The sequence below is a fragment of the Zoogloea sp. genome (genome assembly GCF_023150065.1).
Classification (GTDB): Bacteria; Pseudomonadota; Gammaproteobacteria; order Burkholderiales; family Rhodocyclaceae; genus Zoogloea.
In genome coordinates this window covers 93327-116895 of sequence record NZ_JAKLLN010000015.1, presented here as the reverse complement: position 1 = coordinate 116895, position 23569 = coordinate 93327, and the positions used below count along the sequence as shown (strand labels likewise).

Here is a 23569-nt window from a genome sequence, read left to right as displayed (position 1 = left end):
CTAAGTGTCATTCATTCAAATGACCAATCCGTTTCCCAAGGAGAATCCCATGCATGTCCTCGTCCTCGGCAGTGGCGTCATCGGTACCAGCATCGCCTACTACCTGGCCAAGGCCGGACACCAGGTCACGGTGGTGGACCGCCAGGCCGGCCCGGCGCTGGAAACCAGCTTTGCCAATGCGGGTGAAGTCTCGCCCGGCTATTCCGCCCCCTGGGCCGGCCCCGGCGTGCCGCTCAAGGCCATCAAGTGGATGCTGATGCACCACAGCCCGCTGGTCATCAAGCCCATGCTCGACCCCTCCATGTGGCGCTGGGGCATGGCCATGCTGCGCAACTGCACGGAGTCCGCCTACCAGGTCAACAAGAGCCGCATGGTGCGCGTCGCCGAATACAGCCGCGACTGCCTCAAGCAGCTGCGCGCCGACACTGGCATAGCCTACGACGAGCGCACCCAGGGCACCTTGCAGCTCTTCCGCACCCAGAAGCAGCTCGATGGCATCGGCAAGGATGTGGAGATCCTGCGGCAGTCCGGCGTGCCCTTCCAGGTACTCGACCGGGACGGCTATCTGGCCTACGAGCCGGCCCTGGCCCTGGTCAAGCACAAGTTTGTCGGGGCCCTGCGCCTGCCCGGGGACGAGACCGGCGATTGCCACCTGTTCACCCGCAGGCTGGCCGCCATGGCCGAAGCCCTGGGCGTGCGCTTCCGCTTCGGGGTCAGCATCACCGGCATCGACCATGACGGAACGCGCATCACCGGCATCCGCAGCGACGCCGGCACCCTGAGCGCCGACCAGTACGTGCTGGCCCTCGGCAGCTACTCCACCGCGCTGCTGAAGCCGCTGGGCATCGACATCCCCGTATATCCGGTGAAAGGCTTTTCGATCACCGTGCCCATCACCGATGCGGCCATGGCGCCGGAGTCCACCATCATGGACGAGGCGCACAAGGTGGCCGTCACCCGTCTCGGCGACCGTATCCGGGTAGGCGGCACGGCTCAGCTATCCGGCTTCGATCTGAGCCTCGAATCCGGACGACGCAAGACCCTGGAGTTCGTGGTGTCCGACCTCTTCCCCCGCGGTGGTGACATTTCCCGGGCCGAATTCTGGACCGGCCTGCGCCCCATGACGCCGGACGGCACGCCCATCATCGGCAAGACCCGCTACGACAACCTGACCCTCAGCACCGGACACGGCACCCTGGGCTGGACCATGGCCGCCGGCACCGGCCGCGTGGTGGCGGACATGCTCAGTGGCCGCCGGCCCGAGATTCCGGTGGACGACCTCAGCGTCGCCCGCTACGCCTGAGGCCATCGGAGATCTCCCCTTTTCCCTCAATCTCGCAGCACCCCACACCAATCCATAACGAAGGAGACACACCCATGCAAGTCATCACCACGTCCGACGCCCCCCCCGCCATCGGGCCTTACGCCCAGGCCATCGCCGTCGACGGCTGGCTGTTCACGTCCGGGCAGATCCCCCTCACCGCCAGCGGCGAACTGCTCGCAGGGGATATCGAAGCCCAGACCGAACAGGTGTTCGACAACCTGAGCGCCGTGCTGGCCGCCGCTGGTGCCTCCCTCGGCCAGGTCGTCAAATGCACGGTCTTCGTCAAGGACCTGAATGACTTCGCACGCCTCAACGCCGTGTATGAGCGGCGCTTCGGCGACCACAAGCCGGCCCGCTCGACGGTTGAAGTGGCGCGCCTGCCCCGTGACGTCCAGGTCGAGATCGAAGTCATTGCCCGCCTGGGTTGAGTGAGGGCACTCGACCTCACCCTCTGACCCGGCTGGGCCGGACTGAAAGGAATCTGTCATGACCGATGTCAACACACTGCTTGCCGAAGAAGGCCGTCACGAGGCAAGGGATCTCCACCGTGGCCTGAAGGACAGGCACATCCAGATGATTGCCCTGGGAGGTGCAATCGGCGTTGGCCTGTTCCTGGGCGCGGGACGGGCCATCGCCGTCGCCGGGCCGGGGCTGCTGCTGAGCTACGCCCTGGGTGGCCTGATCATTTTCTTCATCATGCGCGCGCTCGGTGAGCTCCTGCTCTACCGCCCGGTGGCAGGCTCCTTCGCCACCTACGCGGAGGAATTCATCGGCCCCTTCGCCGGCTTCGCCACCGGCTGGTCCTACTGGTTCACCTGGGTGACCATCGGTATGGCCGAGATCACGGCGGTGGCCGTGTATGTCCACTACTGGTTTCCCGACATACCCCAGTGGATACCGGCGCTGGTGACACTCGCCGTGCTGTACTCGGTGAACCGCATCTCGGTGGCGCTGTTCGGCGAGCTGGAGTTCTGGTTCGCGCTGATCAAGGTCGTCACCATCGTGGCAATGATCCTGATCGGCCTGGCCATCATCTTCTTCGACCTGACGCCACTCGGGGCCACCGCCAGCTTCTCCAACCTGTGGCGCCACCAGGGCTTCATGCCCTTTGGCATCCTGGGTGTGGTGATGACACTGCAGATCGTCATGTTCGCCTACCAGGGGGTCGAACTGATCGGCGTCACCGCCGGCGAGGCGCAGAACCCGGAGAAGGTCCTGCCGAGCGCCACCAACAGCATCATCTGGCGCATCCTGGCCTTCTATCTGGGCGCCCTCGTGGTGATGATGGCCCTCGTGCCGTGGAGCGAGCTCAAGCCCGGCGTCAGCCCCTTCGTGTTCGTCTTCGAGCGCATCGGCATCCCCGGCGCGGCGGGGCTGATCAACTTCGTGGTGATCACCGCGGCGGCCTCGTCCTGCAACAGCGGCATCTTCAGCACCGGCCGCATGCTCTACACCCTGGCCCAGTTCCGCCAGGCCCCCCAGGCCTTCGGCAAGGTCAACCGGCACCACCTGCCGGCCAATGCCATCACCTTCTCGGCGGCCCTGATGAGCATCGGCGTGGTGCTCAACTACGTCGTGCCCGAGGAGGTCTTCATCTGGGTCACCAGCATTTCCCTCATCGGCGCCTTGTGGACCTGGTCGATCATCGTCATCGCCCACCTCGGCTACCGCAAGGCCGTGGCTGCCGGGCAGGCCAGGGCGGTGAGCTTCCGCATGCCGGGTGCCCCCTACATGAACTGGGTCGTGGTCGCCTTCATGGTTGCCGTCGGCGCGCTCCTGGCCCTCGACCCCAGTACGCGGATCGCCCTTTATGTGGCCCCGGTGTGGTTCGCCCTGCTCGGAATCGGCTACCGCCTGAGCACGCCCGCCCAGCACGGCGTGCGGCGTCGCGCTGCGTAACCCCCTCAAGCTCAAGGCCCGCCGGCCTGCACCACGGGCCGGCCCTCCAACAACGCCTCTCCTCAAGGACCCTGGCATGACCGATATCCCCCCCATCAAGGCGGGCGCCCTGCTCAGCATCGATCTCGACGCCCTGTGCGACAACTGGCGCAGCCTCCGTGCCCGGCTGGCTGCGGGCGCAGACTGTGCCGCCGTGGTGAAGGCCGACGCCTATGGCCTGGGCGCCGACCGTGTGGCCCCGGCCCTGTATCGTGCCGGCTGTCGCGACTTCTTCGTCGCCCACGTGAACGAGGGCATCGCCCTGCGTCCCGTTCTGCCCGCCGATGCCGCCATCCATGTCCTGCACGGCCCCCACCCCGGTGATGAGCGCGAGTGCGTGCGCCACCGGCTCGTCCCGGTCCTCAACAGCCTGCCCCAGGTGCAGGCCTGGCAGGGTCTCGCCCGGGATCTGGATGCCATGTTGCCGGCCATCCTGCAGGTGGATACCGGAATGGCCCGTCTGGGCCTGGCGTTCGACGAGTTCGAACACCTGACGGCCAGCCCGGACGGCCTGCAGGGTATCGCCCTGAAGTTCCTGATGAGCCATCTGGTGAGTGCCGAGGCGCAGGACTGCGCGGTCAATGGGCTGCAGCTCGAGCGCTTTCAGGCTGCCCGGGCGCGTCTGCCGGGGGTGCGTGGCAGCCTGGCCAATTCGTCGGGGATCTTCCTGGGCGACGCCTATCACTTCGACCTGGTCCGCCCCGGTGCCGCCCTCTACGGGGTGGCCCCCGTGGCCGGGCAGCCCAACCCCTTGCGGCCGGTCATCCGCCTGCAGGGCAAGGTGCTGCAGACCCGCCGCATCGCCGCCGGAACGGCGGTCGGCTACTCCCACACCTGGACGGCGGCACGCCCGTCTCGCATCGCCACCGTGGCGGTCGGTTATGCCGACGGCTACCTGCGCAGTCTGAGCAATGCGGGCGTCGCCCGCTGCGATGGCATCAGCCTGCCCCTGGTCGGCAACATCTCCATGGATACCCTCATCGTGGATATCACCGATCTGCCGGAGGGGCGGATTGGCGAAGGCGACCTGCTCGATCTGGCCGACCCGCTCAACGGCGTGGACGCCATTGCCGCCCGCGCCGGCACCATCGGCTACGAGATCCTGACCAGCCTGGGGCAGCGCTATGCGCGGCGTTACATCGGGGGCGGTGAGGGATAATCGCGGCCTCGTTACCTGTGCCCATTGCCATGCCGGAAGTCTCCACCCTCCCCACGCTATCCCTGTCCACCGCGCAGCTGCTGATCGAAGCCGCGGCCATCCTGGCCTTCGCCCTGTCCGGCCTGCTCGAGTCGGCGCGCAAGCGTCTCGACATCGTCGGCGTGTGCGTGGTGGTTGGCCTGGCGGCCTTTGGCGGCGGCACCCTGCGCGACATCCTCCTCGACCGGCGGCCCTTCTTCTGGGTGTCCCATTCGTCGTGGCTGTGGGTCTTGCTCGGCTTGAGCCTGCTGTCCATGTACTTCATGCGTGGGCGCCACTTCGAGCCCACCGAGCGGGCCATCCAGTGGCCCGACGCCATCGGCCTCGGGCTGTTCACCGCCGGTGGCACCCAGATCGCCCTGGCGGCGGCCATGCCGCCCATCGTGGCGGTACTGATGGGCATGATCACCGCCGTCTTCGGTGGCGTGCTGCGGGACATCGTCTGCAACGAGATCCCCAGCGCCTTCAGTGATCACCGCCCCTATGCGGTGTGCGCCTTCATCGGTGGCTGGTGCGTGGTGCTCGCCAGCAGCCTCGGCTGGCCGGACTGGGTCGGGCTGGTGTTGGGGGCGGGGATCACCTTCAGCCTGCGCGGCCTGGCCCTTATCCTGGACTGGCGCCTGCCCACCTGGCGCGGTGACTGAGGTGCGGAGCGGTGTGGGCCGGCCTCACTGCCAGCCGAAGCGCCGCCCGTACCAGTTTTTCATGCCCTGGGTGAGCCCCATGTAGGCCAGCAGGATGGCAGCCAGCCAGCCAAAGTAAGCGAGTGGCAGGGCCTGCAGCTTGAAATAGGCGGCCAACGGGCCCATCACGATGGTGACTCCGGTGAGCACGACAGCCGCGGTCATGGCGGTGAGGGGCAGGGAGGCACGGCTGTCCACGAAGGGCAGCTTGCGGGTGCGGATAAGGTGCACCACCAGCGTCTGGGACAGCAGCCCCTCGATGAACCAGCCGGACTGGAACAGGGTCTGGGCGGCGGGGGTGGTGGCGTGGAAGACGAACCACATCAGCGCGAAGGTGGCCAGGTCGAAGATCGAGCTCACCGGCCCGAAGCACATCATGAAGCGCCCCAGTCCGTCGGCGTTCCAGTGCTGGGGTCGATTCAGGAACTCCTCGTCCACGTTGTCGAAGGGAATGCCGGTCTGGGAGATGTCGTAGAGCAGGTTCTGCAGCAGCAGGTGCATCGGCAGCATGGGCAGGAAGGGCAGGAAGACGCTGGCCACCAGCACGGAGAAGACGTTGCCGAAGTTGGAGCTGGCGGTCATGCGGATGTACTTGAGCATGTTGGCAAAGGTCTTGCGGCCCTCACGCACGCCGTCGGCGAGCACCAGCAGGCTCTTTTCCAGCAGGATGATGTCGGCCGCCTCCTTGGCGATGTCCACCGCGGTATCCACCGAAATGCCGATGTCGGCGGCGTGCAGGGCCGGGGCGTCGTTGATGCCGTCGCCCATGAAGCCGACCACGTGCCCGTTGCCGCGCAGGGCCCGCACCACCCTTTCCTTGTCGAGGGGGGAGAGCTTGGCGAAGACGGTGGTGGTTTCCACGGCCTTTCCCAGGGCCGCGTCGTCCATGGCGCTCACCTCGGCGCCCTGCAGCAGGCCGGCAACGGCCAGCCCCACTTCGTGGCATACCCGGGCGGTGACCAGCCCGTTGTCACCGGTCAGCACCTTCACCGTCACGCCCTTGTCGCGCAGGGCGAGCAGGGCCGGGGCGGCGCTGTCCTTGGGCGGGTCGAGGAAGGCGATGTAGCCGGCGAGGGTCAGGCCGGCCTCGTCGGCAACGCCGTAGCTGCTCTGGTTTGCCGGCAGGGCCCGGGTGGCCACGCCGACCACGCGCAGGCCGTCGCCGTTCATGGCGTCGGTGAGCTGGCGGATGTGTGCCAGTGCTTCGCCGTCCAGGGGGGCCACCACCTCGCCCCGGCGCACGCTGGTGCAGGCGGCGAGGATCTCCTCGATGGCGCCCTTGCAGATCAGCAGGTGGCCTTCGCGGCGGTCGGCGACGACCACCGACATGCGCCGGCGCTGGAAGTCGAAGGGGATCTCATCCACCTTGAGAAAGCTGGCGGGCAGGTCCAGGGGCTGCAGCTCGTCGCCGCGGGCCAGTACCGCCACGTCGAGGAGGTTCTTCAGCCCGGTCTGGTAGTGGCTGTTGAGCCACGCATATTTGAGGACGTCCAGCGAGTCCCGGCCGTCGATGTCCACATGGCGCTGCAGCACGATGTGGTCCTGGGTCAGGGTGCCGGTCTTGTCGGTGCACAGCACGTCCATGGCGCCGAAGTTCTGGATGGCGTCCAGGCGCTTGACGATCACCTTGCGCCGCGACAGCAGCACCGCGCCCTTGGCCAGGGTCGAGGTGACCACCATCGGCAGCATCTCCGGGGTCAGGCCGATGGCCACCGACATGGCGAAAAGGAAGGCGTCCACCCAGTCGCCCTTGGTGAAGCCGTTGATCAGGAAGACCAGAGGGGTCATCACCGCCATGAAGCGGATCAGCAGCCAGCTGACCTTGTTGACGCCGGCCTGAAAAGCGGTGGGAGCCCGGTCGACCGCCGTCACCCGGGCGGCGAGGGTGCCGAAGTAGCTGCGGGCGCCGGTGGCGATCACCACCCCGGTGGCCGAGCCGCTGAGCACATTGGTGCCCATGAAGGCGATGCTGTCCAGGTCGAGGGGGCTGGCGGGGGCTGGCCCGCGCAGGGCAGCGAACTTCTCCACCGGCAGGGATTCGCCGGTCATCGCCCCCTGGCCGACGTACAGGTCGCGGGCCTTGAGCAGGCGCAGGTCGGCGGGGATCATGTCGCCCGCCGACAGCACCACGATGTCGCCCGGCACCAGCTCGGCCAGGGGCACCTCCACGCAGCGCACGTTGCGCCCGTCTACCACCACGTGGCGGGTGGCCGGGTCGTCGGCCTCGCCGGCGGTTTCCCGGCGCAGCACCGTGGCCCGGCTGCCAACCATGGCCTTGAGGGCGTCCGCAGCGTGGCTGGAGCGTCGTTCCTGCACGAAACGGATCAGCGTCGACAGCACCACCATGCAGCCGATCACCGTTGTCGCCTTGACGTCACCGGAGTACCAGGACATGGCGGCGAGCGCCGACAGCAGCAGGTTGAAGGGATCGATGTAGCAGTGCCAAAGGTGCAGCCACGCGGGCATCGGCTGCTCGTGCTGGACCAGGTTGGCTCCACTATGTTGGCGGATGCGTGCCGCCTGGCGGGCATCGAGGCCGTCCGGATGGCTGTGCAGGCGTGCCAGGAGGGCGTCGGGCGCCTCGCCGGCGGCGGCGGTCAGGGTGTGGGCCAGATCCACCGGTACCCCCTTGCTCACCGGGGCGTGACGGAAGGCCTCGAAGCTGAAGTGGCGCAGGAACAGCCGCGCCGTGCGCCGCCTGTGCAGGTGGGCGACGAAGTGGGCGTGGAGTGGCGAGAGTTTCATGGGGGCAAGCCGGTGGTGAGCCAAGAGTTTATGCCGATCACGTGTCCGCTTCCGTCTCCCTGTGCTTGCGGCCCCGGGCGGGCTTCATTCGCTGCCGAAGCGGCTGGGCGGCACACCCAGGGCCCGGGCAAACATGGCCGAAAAGGCGGCCTGGCTGGCGTAGCCCACGGCGGCGGCAACCTGCGCCATGGGCACCCCGCGGGAGATCTCGTCCACCGCCTTGGCCAGGCGTAGCTGCTGGCGCCAGGCACCGAAGCTGGTGTCGAGCTCGGACTTGAACAGACGTGCCAGCGTGCGCTCGCTGGCGCCCACCTGTTCGGCCCATTCGGCCAGCCCGCGGTTGTCGGCCGGGTCGGCCATGAGCGCGTCGCAGAGGGCCTTGAGGCGCCGGTCGTCGGGCAGGGGCAGGCCCAGGGAGAGGGGTCGGGCGATGCGCATCTCCTCCAGGGCGAGCTGCATCATCAGATGGTGGCGGGCATCGCCGCGGCCCTCGGCAATGGCTTCGCCCAGGCTGCGCAGCAGGGGCGACACGTCCACCACAGTGCAGGCATCCAGGGGCAGCGGGGCGGCGGCGGAGGCGACGTAGAGGGTGCGCAGTTCGACGGCGCCCAGCACGGCTACGTCATGATCTATCTCCGGCGGGATCCACACCGCCCGGTTGGGCGGCACGATCCAGGCCATGCCGGCCGCGCAGATGCGGATGGCGCCGCGGACCGGGTAGGCCAGCTGGGCCCAGGGGTGACGGTGGGGCGGCACGATCACGTCCGGGGGCAGGCTGCGGACGTTGACGGTCACCGGCTCGTCGATGGAGGGCGCCCGGCGGGGCAGGGGGTCGAAGGATCGGGGGGGCGCCTTCTGCGGCATGTTTAAGCAAATCTCTGTCGGTTTGTCGAAATACAGCCATCCGGAGCCGCGCTAGTATCAGACTGTTTTCCGGCCGGTTCAATACAACAACGCGGCAGGCCGGGCCGACGATGCTGCCACGGAGAGCTTCAACATGACCGCCCAAGCCAGCCTTGCCCCCCCTCGGCAGGACGCTTACGTGATCGCCCTGGTGGGCTTTGCCCACGGGGTGTCACACTTCTTCCATCTGCTGCTGCCGCCGCTCTTTCCGTGGCTGATGCCCGAGTTCGGCCTGGATTTCGTGGGCATCGGCAGCACCATGACGGTCTTCTTCCTGGTCTCCGGTGTGGGCCAGGCCCTGTCGGGGCTGGCGGTGGACCGCTTCGGGCCGGTGCGGGTGCTGGCTGCGGGCATCAGTTGCTTTGTCGCCGCCGGCGCCTTGCTGTCCCAGGCGGGTTCCTTTGCCACCCTGCTGGTGGTGGCGGCCCTGGCGGGGCTGGGCAACAGCGTCTTCCATCCCTGTGATTTCACCATCCTCAACCGCAACGTGTCGGCGCCGCGGCTGGGCCATGCCTTCTCGGTGCATGGCCTGTCGGGCAACCTGGGCTGGGCGCTGGCGCCGGTGTTCATGACCGGCATCGCCGCCCATTCCGGCTGGCGGGTCGCGGCGCTGGCGGCGGGGCTGCTGGCGGTGCCGGCGCTGGCCCTGATCATCTTCGGCCGCCATCACCTGGTGGACGAGAGCCGCCCCACCGCCGCGACGGGGCAGCCGGTGAGCACCCTGGATATCCTCAAGGTGGGCCCGGTGTGGATGTGCTTCACCTTCTTCTTCCTGCTCACCATGGCCTTCGGGGCCTTCCAGAACTTCGGTGCGCCGCTGATGAAGGGGCTCTACGACATGTCGGTGGCGGCCTCGGCGGCCACCTTGTCCACCTACCTGCTCGGTGGCGCGGCCGGCATCCTGGTGGGCGGCTTTCTGGCCCGCTCGGCCCGCCAGGACCGCATCATCGCCAGCGCCCTGGGGGCGGCGGCGGTGGCCGTGCTGTTGCTGGCCAGCGGCTGGATACCGTCTGCTGCGGTGGTGGCCCTGATGGCGGGCATCGGCTTTCTGACCGGGCTGGCCGGCCCCTCCCGTGATCTGCTGGTGCGCCGTGCGGCCACCGCCCGCTTCGGTCAGGCCGCCTTCGGGCGGGTGTATGGCTTTGTCTATTCGGGCCTCGACACCGGCCTGGCCCTGGCGCCGCTGGTGTTCGGTGGGCTCATGGACGCGGGGAGCTTTACCACCGTGCTGGTCGGCATCGCCCTGCTGCAGGCGGCGGCCATCGGTACGGCGATGAGCGTGGAGCGGGCGTAGGCCGGCGACACCTCTATGTGGGAGCGACTGAAGTCGCCCCTACGGTGGTCCTGCAGCGGGGCCTGATCGGCCCTCAGTCGCCGCTCTGGGCGGGCTTGGCGAGGGCGGTGGCGACGCTGCGGGAGACGCTCTCGATGTGCTCCCGGGCGGCCCGGTTGGCGGCTTCCGGCTGCCGGGCGACGATGGCGTCGATGACGCTGTGGTGTTCGTCCGCCACCAGCCCCAGGTGGGCCTGGAAGCCGCAGGTCTGCACGATGAAAAAATCCGACAGTTCGAAGTTGGCCAGCTGCCGGCTGCACAGCAGGGGTGACTTTGCCATGGCGTGGAGCTGGGTGTGGAAGTCCACGTTGAGCCGCCGGTATTCGTCGGCGTTGGCGCTCCGGCTGGCGTCGAGGGCGTGGATCTGGTCGTTGATGAGGCGCAGGCGGCTGATGTCGGCGGCGCTGGCCCGGCTGGCGGCAAGCTCGGCGATCAGGCCTTCGGTGAGTGCGAACATGCGGTAGAAATCCTGGATCGCCTCGGCCGTCGGGGTGACCACCTCGCAGCCGACCTGGGCGGTGATGGTGACGAAGCCCCGCTCCTGCAGGCGATACAGCGCGGTCATGATGGGGTGCCGGCTGACGCCCATCTCTTCACCGATCTCCTTGACCAGGATGCGGTCGCCAAAGCGGTACTGGCAGGCGAACAGCCGTTCGAGGATCTCCTGGTAGATGTAGTTCTTCTTGGCCATGGGACGGGGTTTCCGGGGGGGGGCTGAGGTTGGACTGCGGGCGGATGGTATCACCCTCGCCGGGGAGGACTGGCGGGGGAGAGGGGACGGCCGCGCGTGTTGGCAGAGCGCTGCATCTTTAACTTGCATGCTAGCATGCAAGCGCTGTAGAGTGTGCTTCCATCAAGGCTGCACAGCATCAAGACCCGCACGCCCGCCACCCGCAGCGAGGAGACACCCAGCGTGGAAAACAACACCGATTTCGATACCGACGTTCTGATCATCGGCTCCGGCCCCACTGGCGGCACGGCCGCCCTGGCCCTGGCCAGCCAGGGCGTGCGCGTCCATCTCGTGTCACGCACCAATTGGCTGGCCGACACCCCGCGGGCCCACATCACCAACCAGCGCACCATGGAAGTGCTGCGCGACCTGGGCATCGAGGACGAGGCCATCAAGTACGCCACGCCCTGGGAGCAGATGGGGGACACCCTGTTCACCACCAGCCTGGCCGGCGAGGAGCTGGTGCGCCTGCGCACCTGGGGCACCGGCGACGAGCGCAAGGGCGATTACCTCCAGGGGAGTCCCTGCGGACTGCAGGACATTCCCCAGCCGCTGATCGAGCCAGTGATCTTCAAGAATGCGGCCGAGCGTGGCGCGCACTTCTCCTTCAACACCGAATATCTGTCCCACCGGCAGGATGGGGAGGGCGTCACCGCCCACCTCCGGGACCGCCTCAGCGGGCGCGAATACACCCTGCGGGCGCGCTACCTGATCGGTGCCGACGGGGCCAAGTCGAAGGTGGTGGATGAGCTGGGCCTGAACATCGAGGGCCATCTGGCTCGGGCAGGCACGGTGTATGTGATCTTCAAGGCCGACCTGAGCCGCTATGTGGCGCACCGCCCGAGCATCCTGCACTGGATCGTCACGCCGAGCGCCAGCTTCGGCGAGATCGGGATGGGCCTGCTGCGGGCTGTGCGCCCCTGGGACGGCTGGATTGCCGGCTGGGGTTTCGACATCTCGAAAGGCGAGCCCGATCTCGATCCCGCGCTGCTGCTCGACCGTATCCGCACCCTGGTGGGCGACCCGGCGCTGGAGGTGGAGATCGAGCGCACCTCGGTGTGGTACGTGAACCAGGCCTATGCCACCGAGTACGGCCGGGGGCGCGTGTTCTGTGGCGGAGACGCGGTGCACCGTCACCCCCCGTCCAGCGGCCTGGGCCTCAACACCTGCGTGCAGGACGCCTTCAACCTGGCCTGGAAGCTCGCCTACGTCATCAAGGGCTACGCCGGCCCCGGCCTGCTCGACAGCTACAGTGCCGAGCGGGCGCCGGTGGGCCGGCAGATCGTGACCCGGGCCAACCAGTCGCGCCTCGACTACGCGCCCCTCAAGGCCGCCTTCCGCGTCGAAGGGGCTGACAATCCGGTGGCGGCGGGCATCGCCCGTTTCAAGGACCCGGGGCCCGAAGGCGTGGCGGCACGGCAGGCCGTGGATGCGGCGCTGACGCTGAAAAACACGGAGTTCAACGCCCAGGGCGTGGAGATGAACCAGCGCTACGTGTCCCGGGCCGTGCTGCCCGACCCCGCCGCCGGCGAGGAGGTGTGGCGGCGCGACCCGCAGCTCTACCTCCAGCCCACTACCCGCCCGGGGGCCAAGATCCCCCACGCCTGGCTGGTGGACCGGCGCGGCATCCGCGTATCGACCCTGGACGTGACCGGCAAGGGCGGCTTCTCGGTGGTCACCGGCCTGGCCGGTGGGGCCTGGGCCGAGGCCGTCCGCGGGCTGGATCAGCCCTGGCTGCGCGCAGTGGTCATCGGCCAGCCGGGGGCGGCCGATGCCTACTGCAGCTGGCAGCGCATCCGCGAGATCCCTGAGGCCGGCGCCCTGCTGGTGCGCCCCGACGGCTATGTGGCCTGGCGCCACACCGGGTCGGTGGCCGACGCGGCCGAGGCCCGCCGGCTGCTGGTGACGGCGCTCGGCGCCGTGCTCGACTGGCCCCTGGCCTAGCATCAAGCGCCAGCCCCTTTTTCACGCAACACCCCAACCACCACAAGAACAGAGGAGACACCATGAACATGCGCCACTTCCGCAAGCCCGTCCTGGCTGCTGCCCTGGCCCTGGCCGCCAGTCAGGCCTGGGCCGACATCAACGTCGGCGTCATCTTTTCCCTGACCGGGCCGGCCGCCTCGCTGGGCCTGGAAACCCGGAAATCCATCGAGCTGATGCCGAAGATGATCGGCAAGGAGAAGGTCAATTACATCGTCCTCGACGACGCCACCGACCCCACCAACGCGGTCAAGAACGCCCGCAAGCTGGCGGGTGAGGACAACGTGGACGTGTTCTTCGGGCCCAACCTGATCACCTCCGGCCTGGCCATTGCCGACGTAGCCAACGAAAAGAAGGTGCCCCTGCTGTCCCAGGCGCCCATCGTGGTGCCCCCGGAGAAGCACAAATGGGCTTTCCGCGTGGAGCCCCTGGCCGACGTGATGGTGGGTCGGGTGGTGGCCGACATGAAGGAGCGCGGCGTGAAGACGGTGGCCTTCATCGGCTTTGCCGACTCGTGGGGCGAGTTGCTGCTCAAGGGCCTGACCAGGACGGCTGAGGCCGCCGGCATCCGCATCGTCGCCACCGAGCGCTTCGGGCGCACCGACAACAGCGTTACCGCCCAGGCCCTGAAGCTGGTGGCGGCGAAGCCCGAGGCGGTGTTCGTCGGCGGCTCCGGCACCCCGGCGGTGATGCCCCACACCGCCCTGCGCGACCGCGGCTACGCCGGCCCGATCTATCACTCGCATGCGGTGGCCAACAAGGAGTTCCTGCGGGTTGGCGGCAAGGCCGTGGAGGGCGCCCGCCTGGCCGTGGCGCCGGTGCTGGTGGCCGAGCAGCTGCCCGACACTCACCCCAACAAGCAGGCCGGGCTGGCCTTCGACAAGGCCCTCGAGGCCAAGTACGGCGCCGAGGCCCGTTCCAGCTTTGCCGGTGCCTCGTGGGATGGCTGGCTGATCCTCGAGGGCGCCCTCACCACTGCCCTGAAGACTGCCAAGCCGGGCACCCCCGAGTTCCGCGAGGCGGTGCGCAATGCGCTGGAGAAGACCACCAAGGTCGTCGGTGCCAACGGCACCTACACCATGAGCGCAGAAGACCACGGGGGCTACGATCCCAAGTCCGCCGTGCTGATCGAGGTGGCGGCGGGCAAGTGGAAACTCGTGAAATAAACGAGCTGCCCGTGCGCCCCTGAGCGCACCCCCGGGCATGCACGCTCCGCGCGTGCACGCCCCGAGCAATGGACCCCTCAAGCCGGGCCCCGACAGCAAGCAGTCTGTCGCGGGCCCGGTGATTCGTTCACGGCCCCGCTTCCTCCTCTCTGCCGGTGTGCCGTGCTGCACTGCAGCTTTACGTTTTTGTCACCCTGACGGGCCCGGCGGACGAATCCGTCAGGCCGGGGGCTGCGGCCAATCTGCCGGTTTTTCCTCTTTTCCCTTTTGCGACAAGCCCTTGCCCAACATGGCACGAGGGCTGCATTAGTCATTCTTGTGGGCTCATCAGAATCATTGATTCGAAGCCCGCCTGAACCAAAACGTACAGCTCGGGGAGAGAGACCGCCATGCCACACACCGTAAGCATCGAAGATACCGGCGAACGCTATGCGTGCTCCAGCGAGGAGTCGCTGCTGACCGCCATGGCCCGGATGGGCAAGCGCGGGATTCCGGTGGGCTGCCGGGGTGGTGGCTGCGGGGTGTGCAAGGTCGAGGTGCTGGCCGGGGATTTCGAGACCCGGGTGATGAGCCGCGATCACGTCAGCGATGACGACCGGGCCCACGGCCGTCTGCTGGCCTGTCGGGTGTATCCGGCCAGCGACCTGTCCCTGAAGGTGATCGGCAAGTTGCACAAGAACGTCTGCGGGTCGGCGGCTGGCCGCTGAGCCCGGGGCGGGACATTCCATCAAGAACGAAAGAGGAGACGAAACATGGCATTGACAGGTGTTCTGCGCCCGGGCCACGCCCAGGTGCGCGTGCTGGATCTGAACGAAGCGGTGCGCTTCTACCGGGACGTGCTGGGCCTGGTGGAGACCGGCCGCGACGCCCAGGGGCGCGTGTATTTCAAGTGCTGGGACGAGCGTGACCACAACAGCTACGTGATCCGCGAGTCCGACCGGGCCGGGCTGGATTTCTTCGGTTTCCGGGTGCTCGACACGGCGACCCTCGACAAGCTGGAGTCCGACTTGCAGGCCTATGGCCTTGCCACCGAACGCATCCCAGCCGGGGAGATGCTGGCCACCGGCGAGCGGGTGCGCTTCACCCTGCCGTCCGGCCATGTGATGGAGCTCTATGCCGAGAAGGACAAGGTGGGCAACGGCATTCCGCTGGTCAACCCGGCCCCCTGGAGCAAGGCCCGGGACAACGGTATCGCCCCGATCCGCCTCGACCACGCGCTGCTCTACGGCCCCAACGTGGCCCAGGTGCACAAGATTTTCACCGAGGTGCTGGGCTTCTACCTGGTGGAGCGGGTGCTCACCCCCGATGGCAATGCCAACGCCGCCATCTGGCTGTCCTGTGGCCAGAAGGTGCACGACATCGCCTTCGCCGAGTATCCCGAGCCGGGCAAGCTGCACCACTGCTCCTTCCTGATGGAGAGCTGGGACCAGGTGCTGCGCGCCGGCGACATCATGTCCATGAACCAGGTGGCGGTGGACATCGGCCCGACCCGCCACGGTGTGACCCGCGGCTGCACCATCTACGCCTGGGACCCGTCCGGCAACCGCTTCGAGACCTTCTTCGGCGGCCATCTGCCTTACCCCGACTACGAGACCATGACCTGGACCTTCGACAACTTCGGCCAGGGCCTGGACTACCCCCAGCGCAAGCTCCACGAAACCTTCCTTACCGTGGTGAGCTGAGGCCGGCATGGACACCAGCCGCCGCTTCGTGCGCCTGTCGGGGGAGCGCCCCAACGGCTTCGTCGAGTTCGAGTTCGCCATCGGCGAGCCGGAGATCTTCGTCGAGATGATCCTCGGCCGGGAGGCCTTCACCGAGTTCTGCACCGCCAACCGGGTCGAGATGCTGCCCCCCCGGGACGACGACGCCCCCCAGGGCGACTGGGACTGGCGCCTCGCCGACGCCACCCACACCCGCTTCAGATAATTCCCACAGGAGACACCCCTCATGCAGATCGACCTCCGCACGGTCGCCATCGAGCCCCAGCGCCAGGCCTTCGACCACCTGGTGCGGCGCTTCGGCAACAAGCCCGCCTCCCGCTACCAGGAAGGCAGCTACGACATCCAGGCCGCCGAGAACCTGCACTACCGCCCCACCTGGGACCCGGACCACCAGCTCTACGACGCCAGCCTGACCCGCATCGTGATGGCCGACTGGTACGCCCTGAAGGACCCGCGCCAGTTCTACTACAGCACCTACACCCTGACCCGCGCCCGCCAGCAGGAGAACGCCGAAGCCAACTTCAGCTTCGTCGAGAGCCGCGGCCTGGCCGACATGCTGCCCGAGGCCCTGCGTGCCACCACCCTCGCGGTGCTGCTGCCCCTGCGCCACGCCGCCTGGGGGGCCAACCAGAACAACACCTTCGTCTGCGGTTACGGCTACGGCGTGGTGTTCACCCAGCCCTGCATGTACCACGCCATGGACAACCTGGGCATCGCCCAGTACCTGTCGCGCCTTGGCCTGCTGCTGGGCGACACCGAGGCCCTGGACGCCGCCAAGCGTGACTGGATGGACAGCCCCGCCTGGCAGCCCCTGCGCCGCTACGTGGAAGACTGCATGGCCTGCCGCGACCCCTTCGAGCTCTTCGTGGCCCAGAACCTGGCCCTGGACGGCCTGCTGTACCCGCTGATCTACGAGCGCATCGTGGACCAGCACCTGTCGGTGCAGGGCGGCTCGGCGGTGGCCATGCTGACCCAGTTCATGAGCGACTGGTTCGACGAGACCCGCAAGTGGATCGACGCGGTGATCAAGGTGGCGGCGGCGGAATCCGACGCCAACCGCGCGCTGCTCGAAGGCTGGACCCGCCACTGGAGCGCCCGTGCCGCCTCGGCCCTGCTCCCGGTGGCCGAGCTGGCCCTGGGCGCCCAGGCCGACGAGGCCATGGCCGAGCAGCTGGCCGCATTCAAGGCCCGCGCCGCCAAGGCCGGCCTCACCCTCTGAAGGAACGCCATGTCCACCGTATTCATTGCCCTGCAAGCCAACGAAGAGACCCGCCCGATCATCGAGGCCATCGAGATCGACAACCCGGCGGCGGTGGTGAACCGCCAGCCCGCCATGGTCAAGATCGACGCCGAAGGCTCGCTGGTGATCCGCAAGGCCACCATTGAAGAGCAGCTCGGCCGCAGCTTCGACCTGCAGGAGCTGCACATCAACCTGATCACCCTGACCGGCCACGTCGAAGAAGACGACGACAGCCTGACCCTGAGCTGGAACAGCTGAAAGAGGAGACCACCATGGACATGAAAGTCGCCAAGAAGAAACTCGGCCTCAAGGAAAAGTACCGCACCATGACCCGCGACCTGGGCTGGGAGCCGAGCTACCACAGCAAGGACGAGCTCTTTCCGTATGTGGGCTACGAGGGCATCAAGATCCACGACTGGGACAAGTGGGAAGACCCCTTCCGCCTGACCATGGACGCCTACTGGAAGTACCAGGCCGAGAAGGAGCGCAAGTTCTACGCCATCATCGACGCCCACGCCCAGAACAACGGCCACCTCAACCTCACCGACGCCCGCTACCTGTCGGCCCTCAAGATCTTCCTGCAGGCCATCAGCCCGGGTGAATATGCCGCCCACCGGGGCTTTGCCCGGGTCGGCCGCGAGTTTCCCGGCGTCGGCCCCCAGGTGGCGTGCCAGATGCAGGCCATCGACGAGATCCGTCACGCCCAGACGCAGGTCCACGCGATGTCCAACTACAACCGTTACTACAACGGTTTCCATGCCTTCGCCGACCAGCGCGACCGCATCTGGTACACCTCGGTGGCCCGCTCCTTCTTCGACGACTCCATGTCGGCGGGGCCCTTCGAGTTCATGATCGCCATCGGCTTCAGCTTCGAGTACGTGCTGACCAACCTGCTGTTCGTGCCCTTCATGTCGGGTGCGGCCTACAACGGCGACATGGCCACCGTCACCTTCGGCTTCTCGGCCCAGTCGGACGAAGCCCGCCACATGACCCTGGGCCTGGAGGTGATCAAGTTCATCCTCGAGCAGGACCCGGACAACCTGCCCATCGTCCAGAACTGGATCGACAAGTGGTTCTGGCGCGGCTTCCGGGTGCTCGGCCTGGTGAGCACGATGATGGACTACATGCTGCCCAAGCGCGTCATGTCCTGGCGCGAGGCCTGGGAGATCTACGGCGTCGAGAACGGGGGCGCCCTGTTCAAGGACCTGGCCCGCTACGGCATCACGCCGCCCAAGGGCTGGGATGACGCCGGCAAAGCCATCGACCACATGTCCCACCAGTTCATGCTGGGCCTGTACCAGTGGAGCTTCGGCACCGCCTTCCATGCCTGGATCCCCTCGGACGACGACATGCGCTGGTTGTCTGCCAAATACCCGGACACCTTCGACACCTACTACCGCCCGCGCTGGGAACACATCAAGAAGATGGCCGCCGCCGGCACGCCCTTCAAGAACTACGGCCTCGCCAAGCTGTGCCAGACCTGCCAGCTGCCCTGCGTGTTCACCGAGCCCGACGACCCGACCCTGACCTGCCACCGGGAGACCGACTACAAGGAGCACAAGTACCACTTCTGCTCCGACGGCTGCCAGCACGTCTTCGAGAACGAGCCCGAGAAGTACATCCAGGCTTGGCTGCCCATGCCCCAGCTCTTCCAGGACCCGGTGAACGGTGACCTGGGCGAGTGGATGAAGTGGGTCAGCCTGCTCGACGGCAAGGACAACGGCGACTACGCCGACTCCGAAGACAAGAAGAACTTCGAAGTCTGGCGCGGCCTGGCCACCACCAACCAGTAATAGCGGCGGGCGGCCTGCAGAGGGCGACCGGTGGGGGCGACTTCAGTCGCCCACGGACTTCGATCAACGCCATGCCGGTGATTTGCGTGCGGATGGGCGACTGAAGTCGCCCCTGCAGTCGCCCCTGCACGCCCCCGATCCGCCGCAAGACATAAAAAATCAGGAGACTCAAAATGGCTGTAGCTGCAATCAAGGATTACATCGCCACGCCCCGTGACCGCGTGGAGAACTTTCACGGCAAGCAGCTCGTTTATGTGAGCTGGGACCGCCACCTGCTGTTTGCCGCCCCCTTCCTGCTGTGCCTGCCGCCGGAGACGCCTTTTGCCGAGCTGGTGAAGGGGCCCCTCAGCATGCTCGTCCAGCCCGACCCCGACGCCGCCGCCATCGACTGGACGGCGGTGGAGTGGCTCAAGTCCAACCAGCCCTGGACCCCGGACTTCGACGCCAGCCTGGCCGCCAACGGCATTGGCCACAAGGACCAGATCCGCTTCCGCACCCCGGGTCTCAACAGCCTGGCCCCGGCTGCCTGAGGGAAGCGCCATGAGCTATGAGCTGACCATCGAGCCCCTCGGCCAGACCATCGAGATCGAGGAGGGGCAGACCATTCTCGACGCGGCCCTGCGCGCCGGCATCTACCTGCCCCACGCCTGCTGTCACGGCCTGTGCGCCACCTGCAAGGTGCAGGTGAGTGACGGCGAGATCGAGCACGGCGAGGCCTCGAGCTTTGCCCTGATGGATTTCGAGCGGGACGAGGGCAAGTGCCTGGCCTGCTGCGCTACTGCCCAGGGCGACTTGGTGATCGAGGCCGAGATCGAGGAAGACCCGGACGCAGAGAACCTGCCCGTGCGGGATTTCGATGGCACGGTGAGCCGCATCGAAACCCTCACCCCCACCATCAAGGGGGTGTGGATCAAGCTGGACACGCCCATGCGCTTCCAGGCCGGCCAGTACGTGAACCTGGAGCTGCCGGGCGGCATCGGCAGCCGCGCCTTCTCCGTCGCCAGCCCGCCCTCGGCCGACGGCGAGATGGAGCTCAACATCCGCATCGTGCCGGGTGGGCAGGGCACGACCTACGTGCACGAAAAGCTCCAGGCCGGCGACCGCATCCGCATCGCCGGGCCCTATGGCCGCTTCTTCGTGAAGAAGTCGGCCGAGGTGCCGGTGGTCTTCATGGCCGGGGGCTCCGGTCTGTCCAGCCCGCGCTCGATGATCCTGGACCTGCTGGACGAGGGCTTCGACAAGCCCATCACCCTGGTCTACGGTCAGCGCAGCCGGGCCGAGCTGTATTACCACGACGAGTTTGTGGCCCTGGCCGGGCAGCATCCCAACTTCCGTTACGTGCCGGCCCTCTCCCACGAGCCGGAGGAGTCGGGCTGGGAGGGCTTCCGGGGCTTTGTCCATGACGCCGCCAAGGCCGCCTTCGACAACGACTTCCGTGGTCATAAGGCCTACCTGTGCGGCCCGCCGCTGATGATCGAGGCCTGCATCACCACCCTCATGCAGGGGCGGCTGTTCGAGCGCGACATCTACACCGAGAAGTTCATCTCGGCGGCGGATGCCCAGCAGGTGCGCAGCCCACTGTTCAAGGCGATCTGAGACGCTTCGTCACGCTTCCGGCATTAAAAAACGGGGCGGCCATCGGGCCGCCTTGTTTTTGGTATCGTGGGCGACCAGGCCCGACGGGGAGGCGCGGAGCGAATGTTTCAAGAACCGTGTTGTGTGATGCCATGAGGGTGACCGGCCGGATTGCCGGTGTGGCCCTCGTCCTGCTGCATGCGGCGGCGGCCCAGGCGGCGACATCCTCCGATCCAGAGCTGGAGCGGGCCTTCTGGCAGGCGCCCGGCTGGCCGGCGCTGGAGCGCTACGCGGCGTCGCTGGGGCAAGCCCACCCTGGGATTCCGCCGCAGGGGCCGTGGCCCAGGGACGAAGGGCTCGAGCGGATGAAAGCCCGTCTGGCGCAGGGGCTGAAGGGCCCCAGGCCTTTGCCCTATGCCGACTGGGCGCAGCTCAAGCGCAAGGCCGCGCTGGATCTCGAGCTGGACAAGAGTGGGCGGCAGGCACAGGGCGGGGAGATATCGCCAGGCGCCCTGCGCGCGCAGGGCATTGCCGACGAGCTGCAGCGGGCGCTCGGCCTGTGGGGCCCCCTGCACGACGCGATCTCCGCCGACGGTGGTGCCGCGCGGGTCATCAGGTTGGTCCGGGCGCTGACCTTTCCCGATGTCACCCCGTCGCTGTTCCGCAGCGAGGCGGAGATCGCACCGCCGGGCGCGACGGCCGAGGAGGTCAGCGGTCGCTTCGACATTGTCTTCCGGCAGCAGCTCACGCCGCGCCCCCGCCCGGGGCCGGCCGCACAGGAGGGCGGCTCGGCGGGGCTGTACGACATGCTCGCCCGAACGCAGTCGCTGGTGCGGGCGGTGCCGCGCGTGAGCCTGTTTCGGGATGGCCGGCTGAGCGTGGACAAGAGCCCGCTCCGCCATACGGAAACCCTGTGGCGCGAAGTCGATGAGCCGATGTGCGCCGGCTGGGTTCCGGGCTTCAGCCATGGCGACGCCGACGCCGCGATCTGGCGCTTCTTCGATACCCAGTTTCCCGGCGGCGGGCGCCAGCAGCAACGCCTCAAGCACACGCCCGCCGGCAGCCTGTACGCCTTCCACGCAAACCGGGATATGCCGGCCGGCCCGGCGACACGCAATGAAGTGCCGATGAAGCTCGACCGTCGGAGCACCGGCTTTGTGCGGGGTGTGTACCTCCTCTACGACCTGGATCGCGACGGCATCCCGGACATCGCCGCCTGGGAAGGGCAGGGCAAGGGGCCCGGCCATCTGGATGGCCCGTCCGTCACCGACGACCGCTGGTATCGCCTGGTGCTGGTGAATATCCAGGGTGCGTGGAAGGTGCTGGGGAGTGATTCGTTCAGCTACGGCTGCGGCTGCTGACCCCGGCCCCGCTCCGGTGGGACCGGTCGGGCTGAGCCCCAAAAAAAAAGCGGCCCGAAGGCCGCTTGAAACAACGCTACAACAGGGTTCTTTACGCGCTTACTTCTTGCGTGCCGGAGGCACGTCGGTGCAGCTGCCGTGGGCCACTTCGGCGGCCATGCCGACGGTTTCGCCCAGGGTGGGGTGGGGGTGGATGGTCTTGCCGATATCGACTGCGTCGGCGCCCATCTCGATGGCCAGGCACACTTCGCCGATCATGTCGCCGGCGGACGGGCCGACGATGGTGCCGCCGATGACCCGGTGGGTTTCGGCATCGAAGATCAGCTTGGTGAAGCCGTAGTCGGCGCCGTTGGCGATGGCGCGGCCGCTGGCAGCCCACGGGAACTTGGCGGTTTCCACCTTCTTGCCTTCGGCTTTGGCCTGGGCTTCGGTGTAGCCAACCCATGCCACCTCGGGGTGGGTATAGGCGACGCCCGGGATCACGGTGGCGTCAAATGCTGCCTTGTGGCCGGCAGCGACTTCGGCCGCCACGTGGGCTTCATGCACTGCCTTGTGGGCAAGCATGGGTTGGCCGACAACGTCGCCGATGGCGAAGATGTTGGGCACGTTGGTGCGCATCTGGGCATCGACGGGGATGAAGCCGCGGTCGGTGACGATCACGCCGGCCTTGTCGGCGCCGATCTTCTTGCCGTTGGGCGCACGGCCTGCCGACTGCAGGATCATGTCGTACTTGACGGGCTCGGTGGGGGCACCTTCGCCTTCGAAGGTCACGTAGAGGCCGTCTTCCCGGGCATCCACGCCGACCGTCTTGGTCTTCAGCATGATCTTGTCGAAGCGGTGGGTGTTCTGCTTCTCCCACACCTTCACAGCGTCCCGGTCGGGGCCCTGCATCAGGCCGTCCATCATCTCCACCACATCGACGCGGGCGCCGAGGGAGGAATAGACAGTGGCCATTTCGAGGCCGATGATGCCGCCGCCGATGACCAGCAGCTTGCCGGGCACGAAGCGCAGCTCCAGCGCGCCGGTGGAGTCGACGATGCGCGGGTCACGCGGGATGAAGGGCAGATGCACGGCGGCAGAGCCGGCGGCGATGATGGCCTGCTTGAACTTCACCACCTTCTTGGCGCCGGTCTTGTCCTGGCTGGTGCCGGTGGTTTCTTCGACTTCGATGTGATTCGGGTCGAGGAAGTGACCGTAGCCGCGGATGATGTCCACCTTGCGGCCCTTGGCCATGCCGGCCAGACCACCGGTGAGCTTGCCGACGACCTTTTCCTTGTGGGCGCGCAGCACGTCCACGTCGACGGTGGGCTTGGCGAAGCTGACGCCGGCGGCGCCCATGTGCTCCGCCTCATCCATTACCGCGGCCACGTGCAGCAGGGCCTTGGAGGGGATGCAGCCGACGTTGAGGCACACGCCGCCGAGGGTGGCGTAGCGCTCGATGATGGCGGTCTTGAGACCCAGGTCGGCGGCACGGAAGGCGGCGGAGTAGCCGCCGGGGCCGGCGCCGAGCACGACCATGTCGTACTCCACGTCGGCAGCGCCACCGTGGCTGGCGGCGGCCGGCGCCGCCACCGGCGCAGCGGCAGGGGCAGCAGCCGGGGCTGCCGCAGCGGCCGGAGCCGGGCTGGCGCCCGCACCCTCGGTTTCAACCACGATCAGCACCTTGCCTTCGCCAACGCGGTCACCCAGCGCAACCTTGACTTCCTTGATGATGCCGGTGGCCGACGAGGGCACATCCATGGTGGCCTTGTCGGATTCGAGCGTGGCAATGGCGTCTTCGGCCTTGATGCTGTCGCCGACCTTCACGAACAGCTCGATGACGGGCACGTCGGAAAAATCGCCGATGTCCGGAACCTTGACTTCTACGAGGCTCATG

General features: G+C 67.5%; 21 protein-coding genes. 17 read left to right on the top strand and 4 right to left on the bottom strand.

Annotation, left to right across the window (positions count from 1 at the left end; translation table 11 throughout):
* Positions 1-49 precede the first annotated feature (49 nt).
* The 5 genes from L6Q67_RS16455 (at position 50) to L6Q67_RS16435 (ending at position 5104) form a co-directional block, all read left to right on the top strand.
* On the top strand, positions 50-1303 hold the full coding sequence (locus tag L6Q67_RS16455; protein ID WP_296571744.1) for a D-amino acid dehydrogenase: 1254 nt from the start codon (positions 50-52) through the stop codon (positions 1301-1303).
* Positions 1304-1377: 74 nt separating this feature from the next.
* On the top strand, positions 1378-1752 hold the full coding sequence (locus tag L6Q67_RS16450) for a RidA family protein (protein WP_296571741.1): 375 nt from the start codon (positions 1378-1380) through the stop codon (positions 1750-1752).
* A gap of 58 nt (positions 1753-1810) precedes the next feature.
* On the top strand, positions 1811-3223 hold the full coding sequence (locus tag L6Q67_RS16445; protein WP_296571738.1) for an amino acid permease: 1413 nt from the start codon (positions 1811-1813) through the stop codon (positions 3221-3223).
* 76 nt (positions 3224-3299) lie between these two features.
* Positions 3300-4421: an alanine racemase gene (gene alr, locus L6Q67_RS16440; protein ID WP_296571735.1), complete on the top strand. Its 1122-nt coding sequence runs from the start codon at positions 3300-3302 to the stop codon at positions 4419-4421.
* Positions 4422-4450: 29 nt separating this feature from the next.
* A complete protein-coding gene (locus L6Q67_RS16435) occupies positions 4451-5104 on the top strand; it encodes a trimeric intracellular cation channel family protein (RefSeq protein WP_296571732.1) in 654 nt (217 codons plus the stop codon).
* A 24-nt stretch (positions 5105-5128) separates the two neighbouring features.
* Here L6Q67_RS16435 and mgtA read toward each other — a convergent pair whose 3' ends face one another.
* Both mgtA and L6Q67_RS16425 read right to left on the bottom strand, forming a co-directional pair.
* Positions 5129-7888, bottom strand: coding sequence for a magnesium-translocating P-type ATPase (gene mgtA / locus L6Q67_RS16430; protein ID WP_296571729.1), 2760 nt, complete (start codon positions 7886-7888; stop codon positions 5129-5131).
* An 84-nt stretch (positions 7889-7972) separates the two neighbouring features.
* Positions 7973-8752 carry a helix-turn-helix transcriptional regulator gene (locus L6Q67_RS16425; RefSeq protein WP_296571726.1) on the bottom strand — a complete coding sequence of 260 codons (780 nt, stop codon included), beginning with the start codon at positions 8750-8752 and terminating at the stop codon, positions 7973-7975.
* A gap of 133 nt (positions 8753-8885) precedes the next feature.
* On the opposite strand from L6Q67_RS16425, the gene L6Q67_RS16420 reads away from it, so the two are divergent.
* Positions 8886-10085 carry an MFS transporter gene (locus L6Q67_RS16420; RefSeq protein WP_296571723.1) on the top strand — a complete coding sequence of 400 codons (1200 nt, stop codon included), beginning with the start codon at positions 8886-8888 and terminating at the stop codon, positions 10083-10085.
* Between the two features lie 73 nt (positions 10086-10158).
* Here the strand turns inward: L6Q67_RS16420 and L6Q67_RS16415 are convergent, their stop codons facing one another.
* Positions 10159-10815: a GntR family transcriptional regulator gene (locus tag L6Q67_RS16415; protein ID WP_296571720.1), complete on the bottom strand. Its 657-nt coding sequence runs from the start codon at positions 10813-10815 to the stop codon at positions 10159-10161.
* A gap of 222 nt (positions 10816-11037) precedes the next feature.
* On the opposite strand from L6Q67_RS16415, the gene L6Q67_RS16410 reads away from it, so the two are divergent.
* From L6Q67_RS16410 to L6Q67_RS16360, 11 genes are all read left to right on the top strand, one after another.
* Positions 11038-12798, top strand: coding sequence for an FAD-dependent monooxygenase (locus L6Q67_RS16410; RefSeq protein WP_296571717.1), 1761 nt, complete (start codon positions 11038-11040; stop codon positions 12796-12798).
* A 62-nt stretch (positions 12799-12860) separates the two neighbouring features.
* Positions 12861-14003, top strand: a complete 1143-nt coding sequence (locus L6Q67_RS16405; RefSeq protein ID WP_296571714.1) for an ABC transporter substrate-binding protein — start codon at positions 12861-12863, stop codon at positions 14001-14003.
* A gap of 389 nt (positions 14004-14392) precedes the next feature.
* On the top strand, positions 14393-14710 hold the full coding sequence (locus tag L6Q67_RS16400; RefSeq protein WP_296571713.1) for a 2Fe-2S iron-sulfur cluster-binding protein: 318 nt from the start codon (positions 14393-14395) through the stop codon (positions 14708-14710).
* Between the two features lie 45 nt (positions 14711-14755).
* Entirely contained in the window at positions 14756-15685 is a 930-nt protein-coding gene (locus L6Q67_RS16395; protein ID WP_296571710.1) for a catechol 2,3-dioxygenase, read from the top strand.
* A 7-nt stretch (positions 15686-15692) separates the two neighbouring features.
* On the top strand, positions 15693-15929 hold the full coding sequence (locus L6Q67_RS16390) for a phenol hydroxylase subunit (protein ID WP_296571707.1): 237 nt from the start codon (positions 15693-15695) through the stop codon (positions 15927-15929).
* Between the two features lie 21 nt (positions 15930-15950).
* Positions 15951-16943: an aromatic/alkene monooxygenase hydroxylase subunit beta gene (locus tag L6Q67_RS16385; RefSeq protein WP_296571704.1), complete on the top strand. Its 993-nt coding sequence runs from the start codon at positions 15951-15953 to the stop codon at positions 16941-16943.
* Between the two features lie 9 nt (positions 16944-16952).
* Entirely contained in the window at positions 16953-17222 is a 270-nt protein-coding gene (locus tag L6Q67_RS16380; RefSeq protein WP_296571701.1) for an MmoB/DmpM family protein, read from the top strand.
* A gap of 14 nt (positions 17223-17236) precedes the next feature.
* Positions 17237-18757, top strand: coding sequence for a YHS domain-containing protein (locus L6Q67_RS16375; protein WP_296571699.1), 1521 nt, complete (start codon positions 17237-17239; stop codon positions 18755-18757).
* A gap of 173 nt (positions 18758-18930) precedes the next feature.
* On the top strand, positions 18931-19287 hold the full coding sequence (locus L6Q67_RS16370) for a phenol hydroxylase subunit P4 (protein WP_296571695.1): 357 nt from the start codon (positions 18931-18933) through the stop codon (positions 19285-19287).
* Positions 19288-19297: 10 nt separating this feature from the next.
* The gene (locus tag L6Q67_RS16365; protein ID WP_296571691.1) at positions 19298-20353 is read left to right on the top strand and encodes an NADH:ubiquinone reductase (Na(+)-transporting) subunit F; all 1056 of its coding nucleotides are present in this window, start codon (positions 19298-19300) and stop codon (positions 20351-20353) included.
* A gap of 158 nt (positions 20354-20511) precedes the next feature.
* On the top strand, positions 20512-21693 hold the full coding sequence (locus L6Q67_RS16360; RefSeq protein WP_296571688.1) for a hypothetical protein: 1182 nt from the start codon (positions 20512-20514) through the stop codon (positions 21691-21693).
* Between the two features lie 99 nt (positions 21694-21792).
* Here L6Q67_RS16360 and lpdA read toward each other — a convergent pair whose 3' ends face one another.
* Positions 21793-23568, bottom strand: a complete 1776-nt coding sequence (gene lpdA / locus L6Q67_RS16355) for a dihydrolipoyl dehydrogenase (protein WP_296571684.1) — start codon at positions 23566-23568, stop codon at positions 21793-21795.
* Between the last annotated feature and the right edge of the window lies 1 nt (position 23569).

What these genes read in the sequence shown, in the direction of transcription:
- L6Q67_RS16455 (WP_296571744.1), top strand. Translation starts at nt 50, where the DNA reads ATGCATGTCCTCGTCCTCGGCAGTGGCGTCATCGGTACCAGCATCGCC.
- L6Q67_RS16450 (WP_296571741.1), top strand. Translation starts at nt 1,378, where the DNA reads ATGCAAGTCATCACCACGTCCGACGCCCCCCCCGCCATCGGGCCTTAC.
- L6Q67_RS16445 (WP_296571738.1), top strand. Translation starts at nt 1,811, where the DNA reads ATGACCGATGTCAACACACTGCTTGCCGAAGAAGGCCGTCACGAGGCA.
- alr (WP_296571735.1), top strand. Translation starts at nt 3,300, where the DNA reads ATGACCGATATCCCCCCCATCAAGGCGGGCGCCCTGCTCAGCATCGAT.
- L6Q67_RS16435 (WP_296571732.1), top strand. Translation starts at nt 4,451, where the DNA reads ATGCCGGAAGTCTCCACCCTCCCCACGCTATCCCTGTCCACCGCGCAG.
- mgtA (WP_296571729.1), bottom strand. Translation starts at nt 7,888, where the DNA reads ATGAAACTCTCGCCACTCCACGCCCACTTCGTCGCCCACCTGCACAGG.
- L6Q67_RS16425 (WP_296571726.1), bottom strand. Translation starts at nt 8,752, where the DNA reads ATGCCGCAGAAGGCGCCCCCCCGATCCTTCGACCCCCTGCCCCGCCGG.
- L6Q67_RS16420 (WP_296571723.1), top strand. Translation starts at nt 8,886, where the DNA reads ATGACCGCCCAAGCCAGCCTTGCCCCCCCTCGGCAGGACGCTTACGTG.
- L6Q67_RS16415 (WP_296571720.1), bottom strand. Translation starts at nt 10,815, where the DNA reads ATGGCCAAGAAGAACTACATCTACCAGGAGATCCTCGAACGGCTGTTC.
- L6Q67_RS16405 (WP_296571714.1), top strand. Translation starts at nt 12,861, where the DNA reads ATGAACATGCGCCACTTCCGCAAGCCCGTCCTGGCTGCTGCCCTGGCC.
- L6Q67_RS16400 (WP_296571713.1), top strand. Translation starts at nt 14,393, where the DNA reads ATGCCACACACCGTAAGCATCGAAGATACCGGCGAACGCTATGCGTGC.
- L6Q67_RS16395 (WP_296571710.1), top strand. Translation starts at nt 14,756, where the DNA reads ATGGCATTGACAGGTGTTCTGCGCCCGGGCCACGCCCAGGTGCGCGTG.
- L6Q67_RS16390 (WP_296571707.1), top strand. Translation starts at nt 15,693, where the DNA reads ATGGACACCAGCCGCCGCTTCGTGCGCCTGTCGGGGGAGCGCCCCAAC.
- L6Q67_RS16385 (WP_296571704.1), top strand. Translation starts at nt 15,951, where the DNA reads ATGCAGATCGACCTCCGCACGGTCGCCATCGAGCCCCAGCGCCAGGCC.
- L6Q67_RS16380 (WP_296571701.1), top strand. Translation starts at nt 16,953, where the DNA reads ATGTCCACCGTATTCATTGCCCTGCAAGCCAACGAAGAGACCCGCCCG.
- L6Q67_RS16375 (WP_296571699.1), top strand. Translation starts at nt 17,237, where the DNA reads ATGGACATGAAAGTCGCCAAGAAGAAACTCGGCCTCAAGGAAAAGTAC.
- L6Q67_RS16370 (WP_296571695.1), top strand. Translation starts at nt 18,931, where the DNA reads ATGGCTGTAGCTGCAATCAAGGATTACATCGCCACGCCCCGTGACCGC.
- L6Q67_RS16365 (WP_296571691.1), top strand. Translation starts at nt 19,298, where the DNA reads ATGAGCTATGAGCTGACCATCGAGCCCCTCGGCCAGACCATCGAGATC.
- lpdA (WP_296571684.1), bottom strand. Translation starts at nt 23,568, where the DNA reads ATGAGCCTCGTAGAAGTCAAGGTTCCGGACATCGGCGATTTTTCCGAC.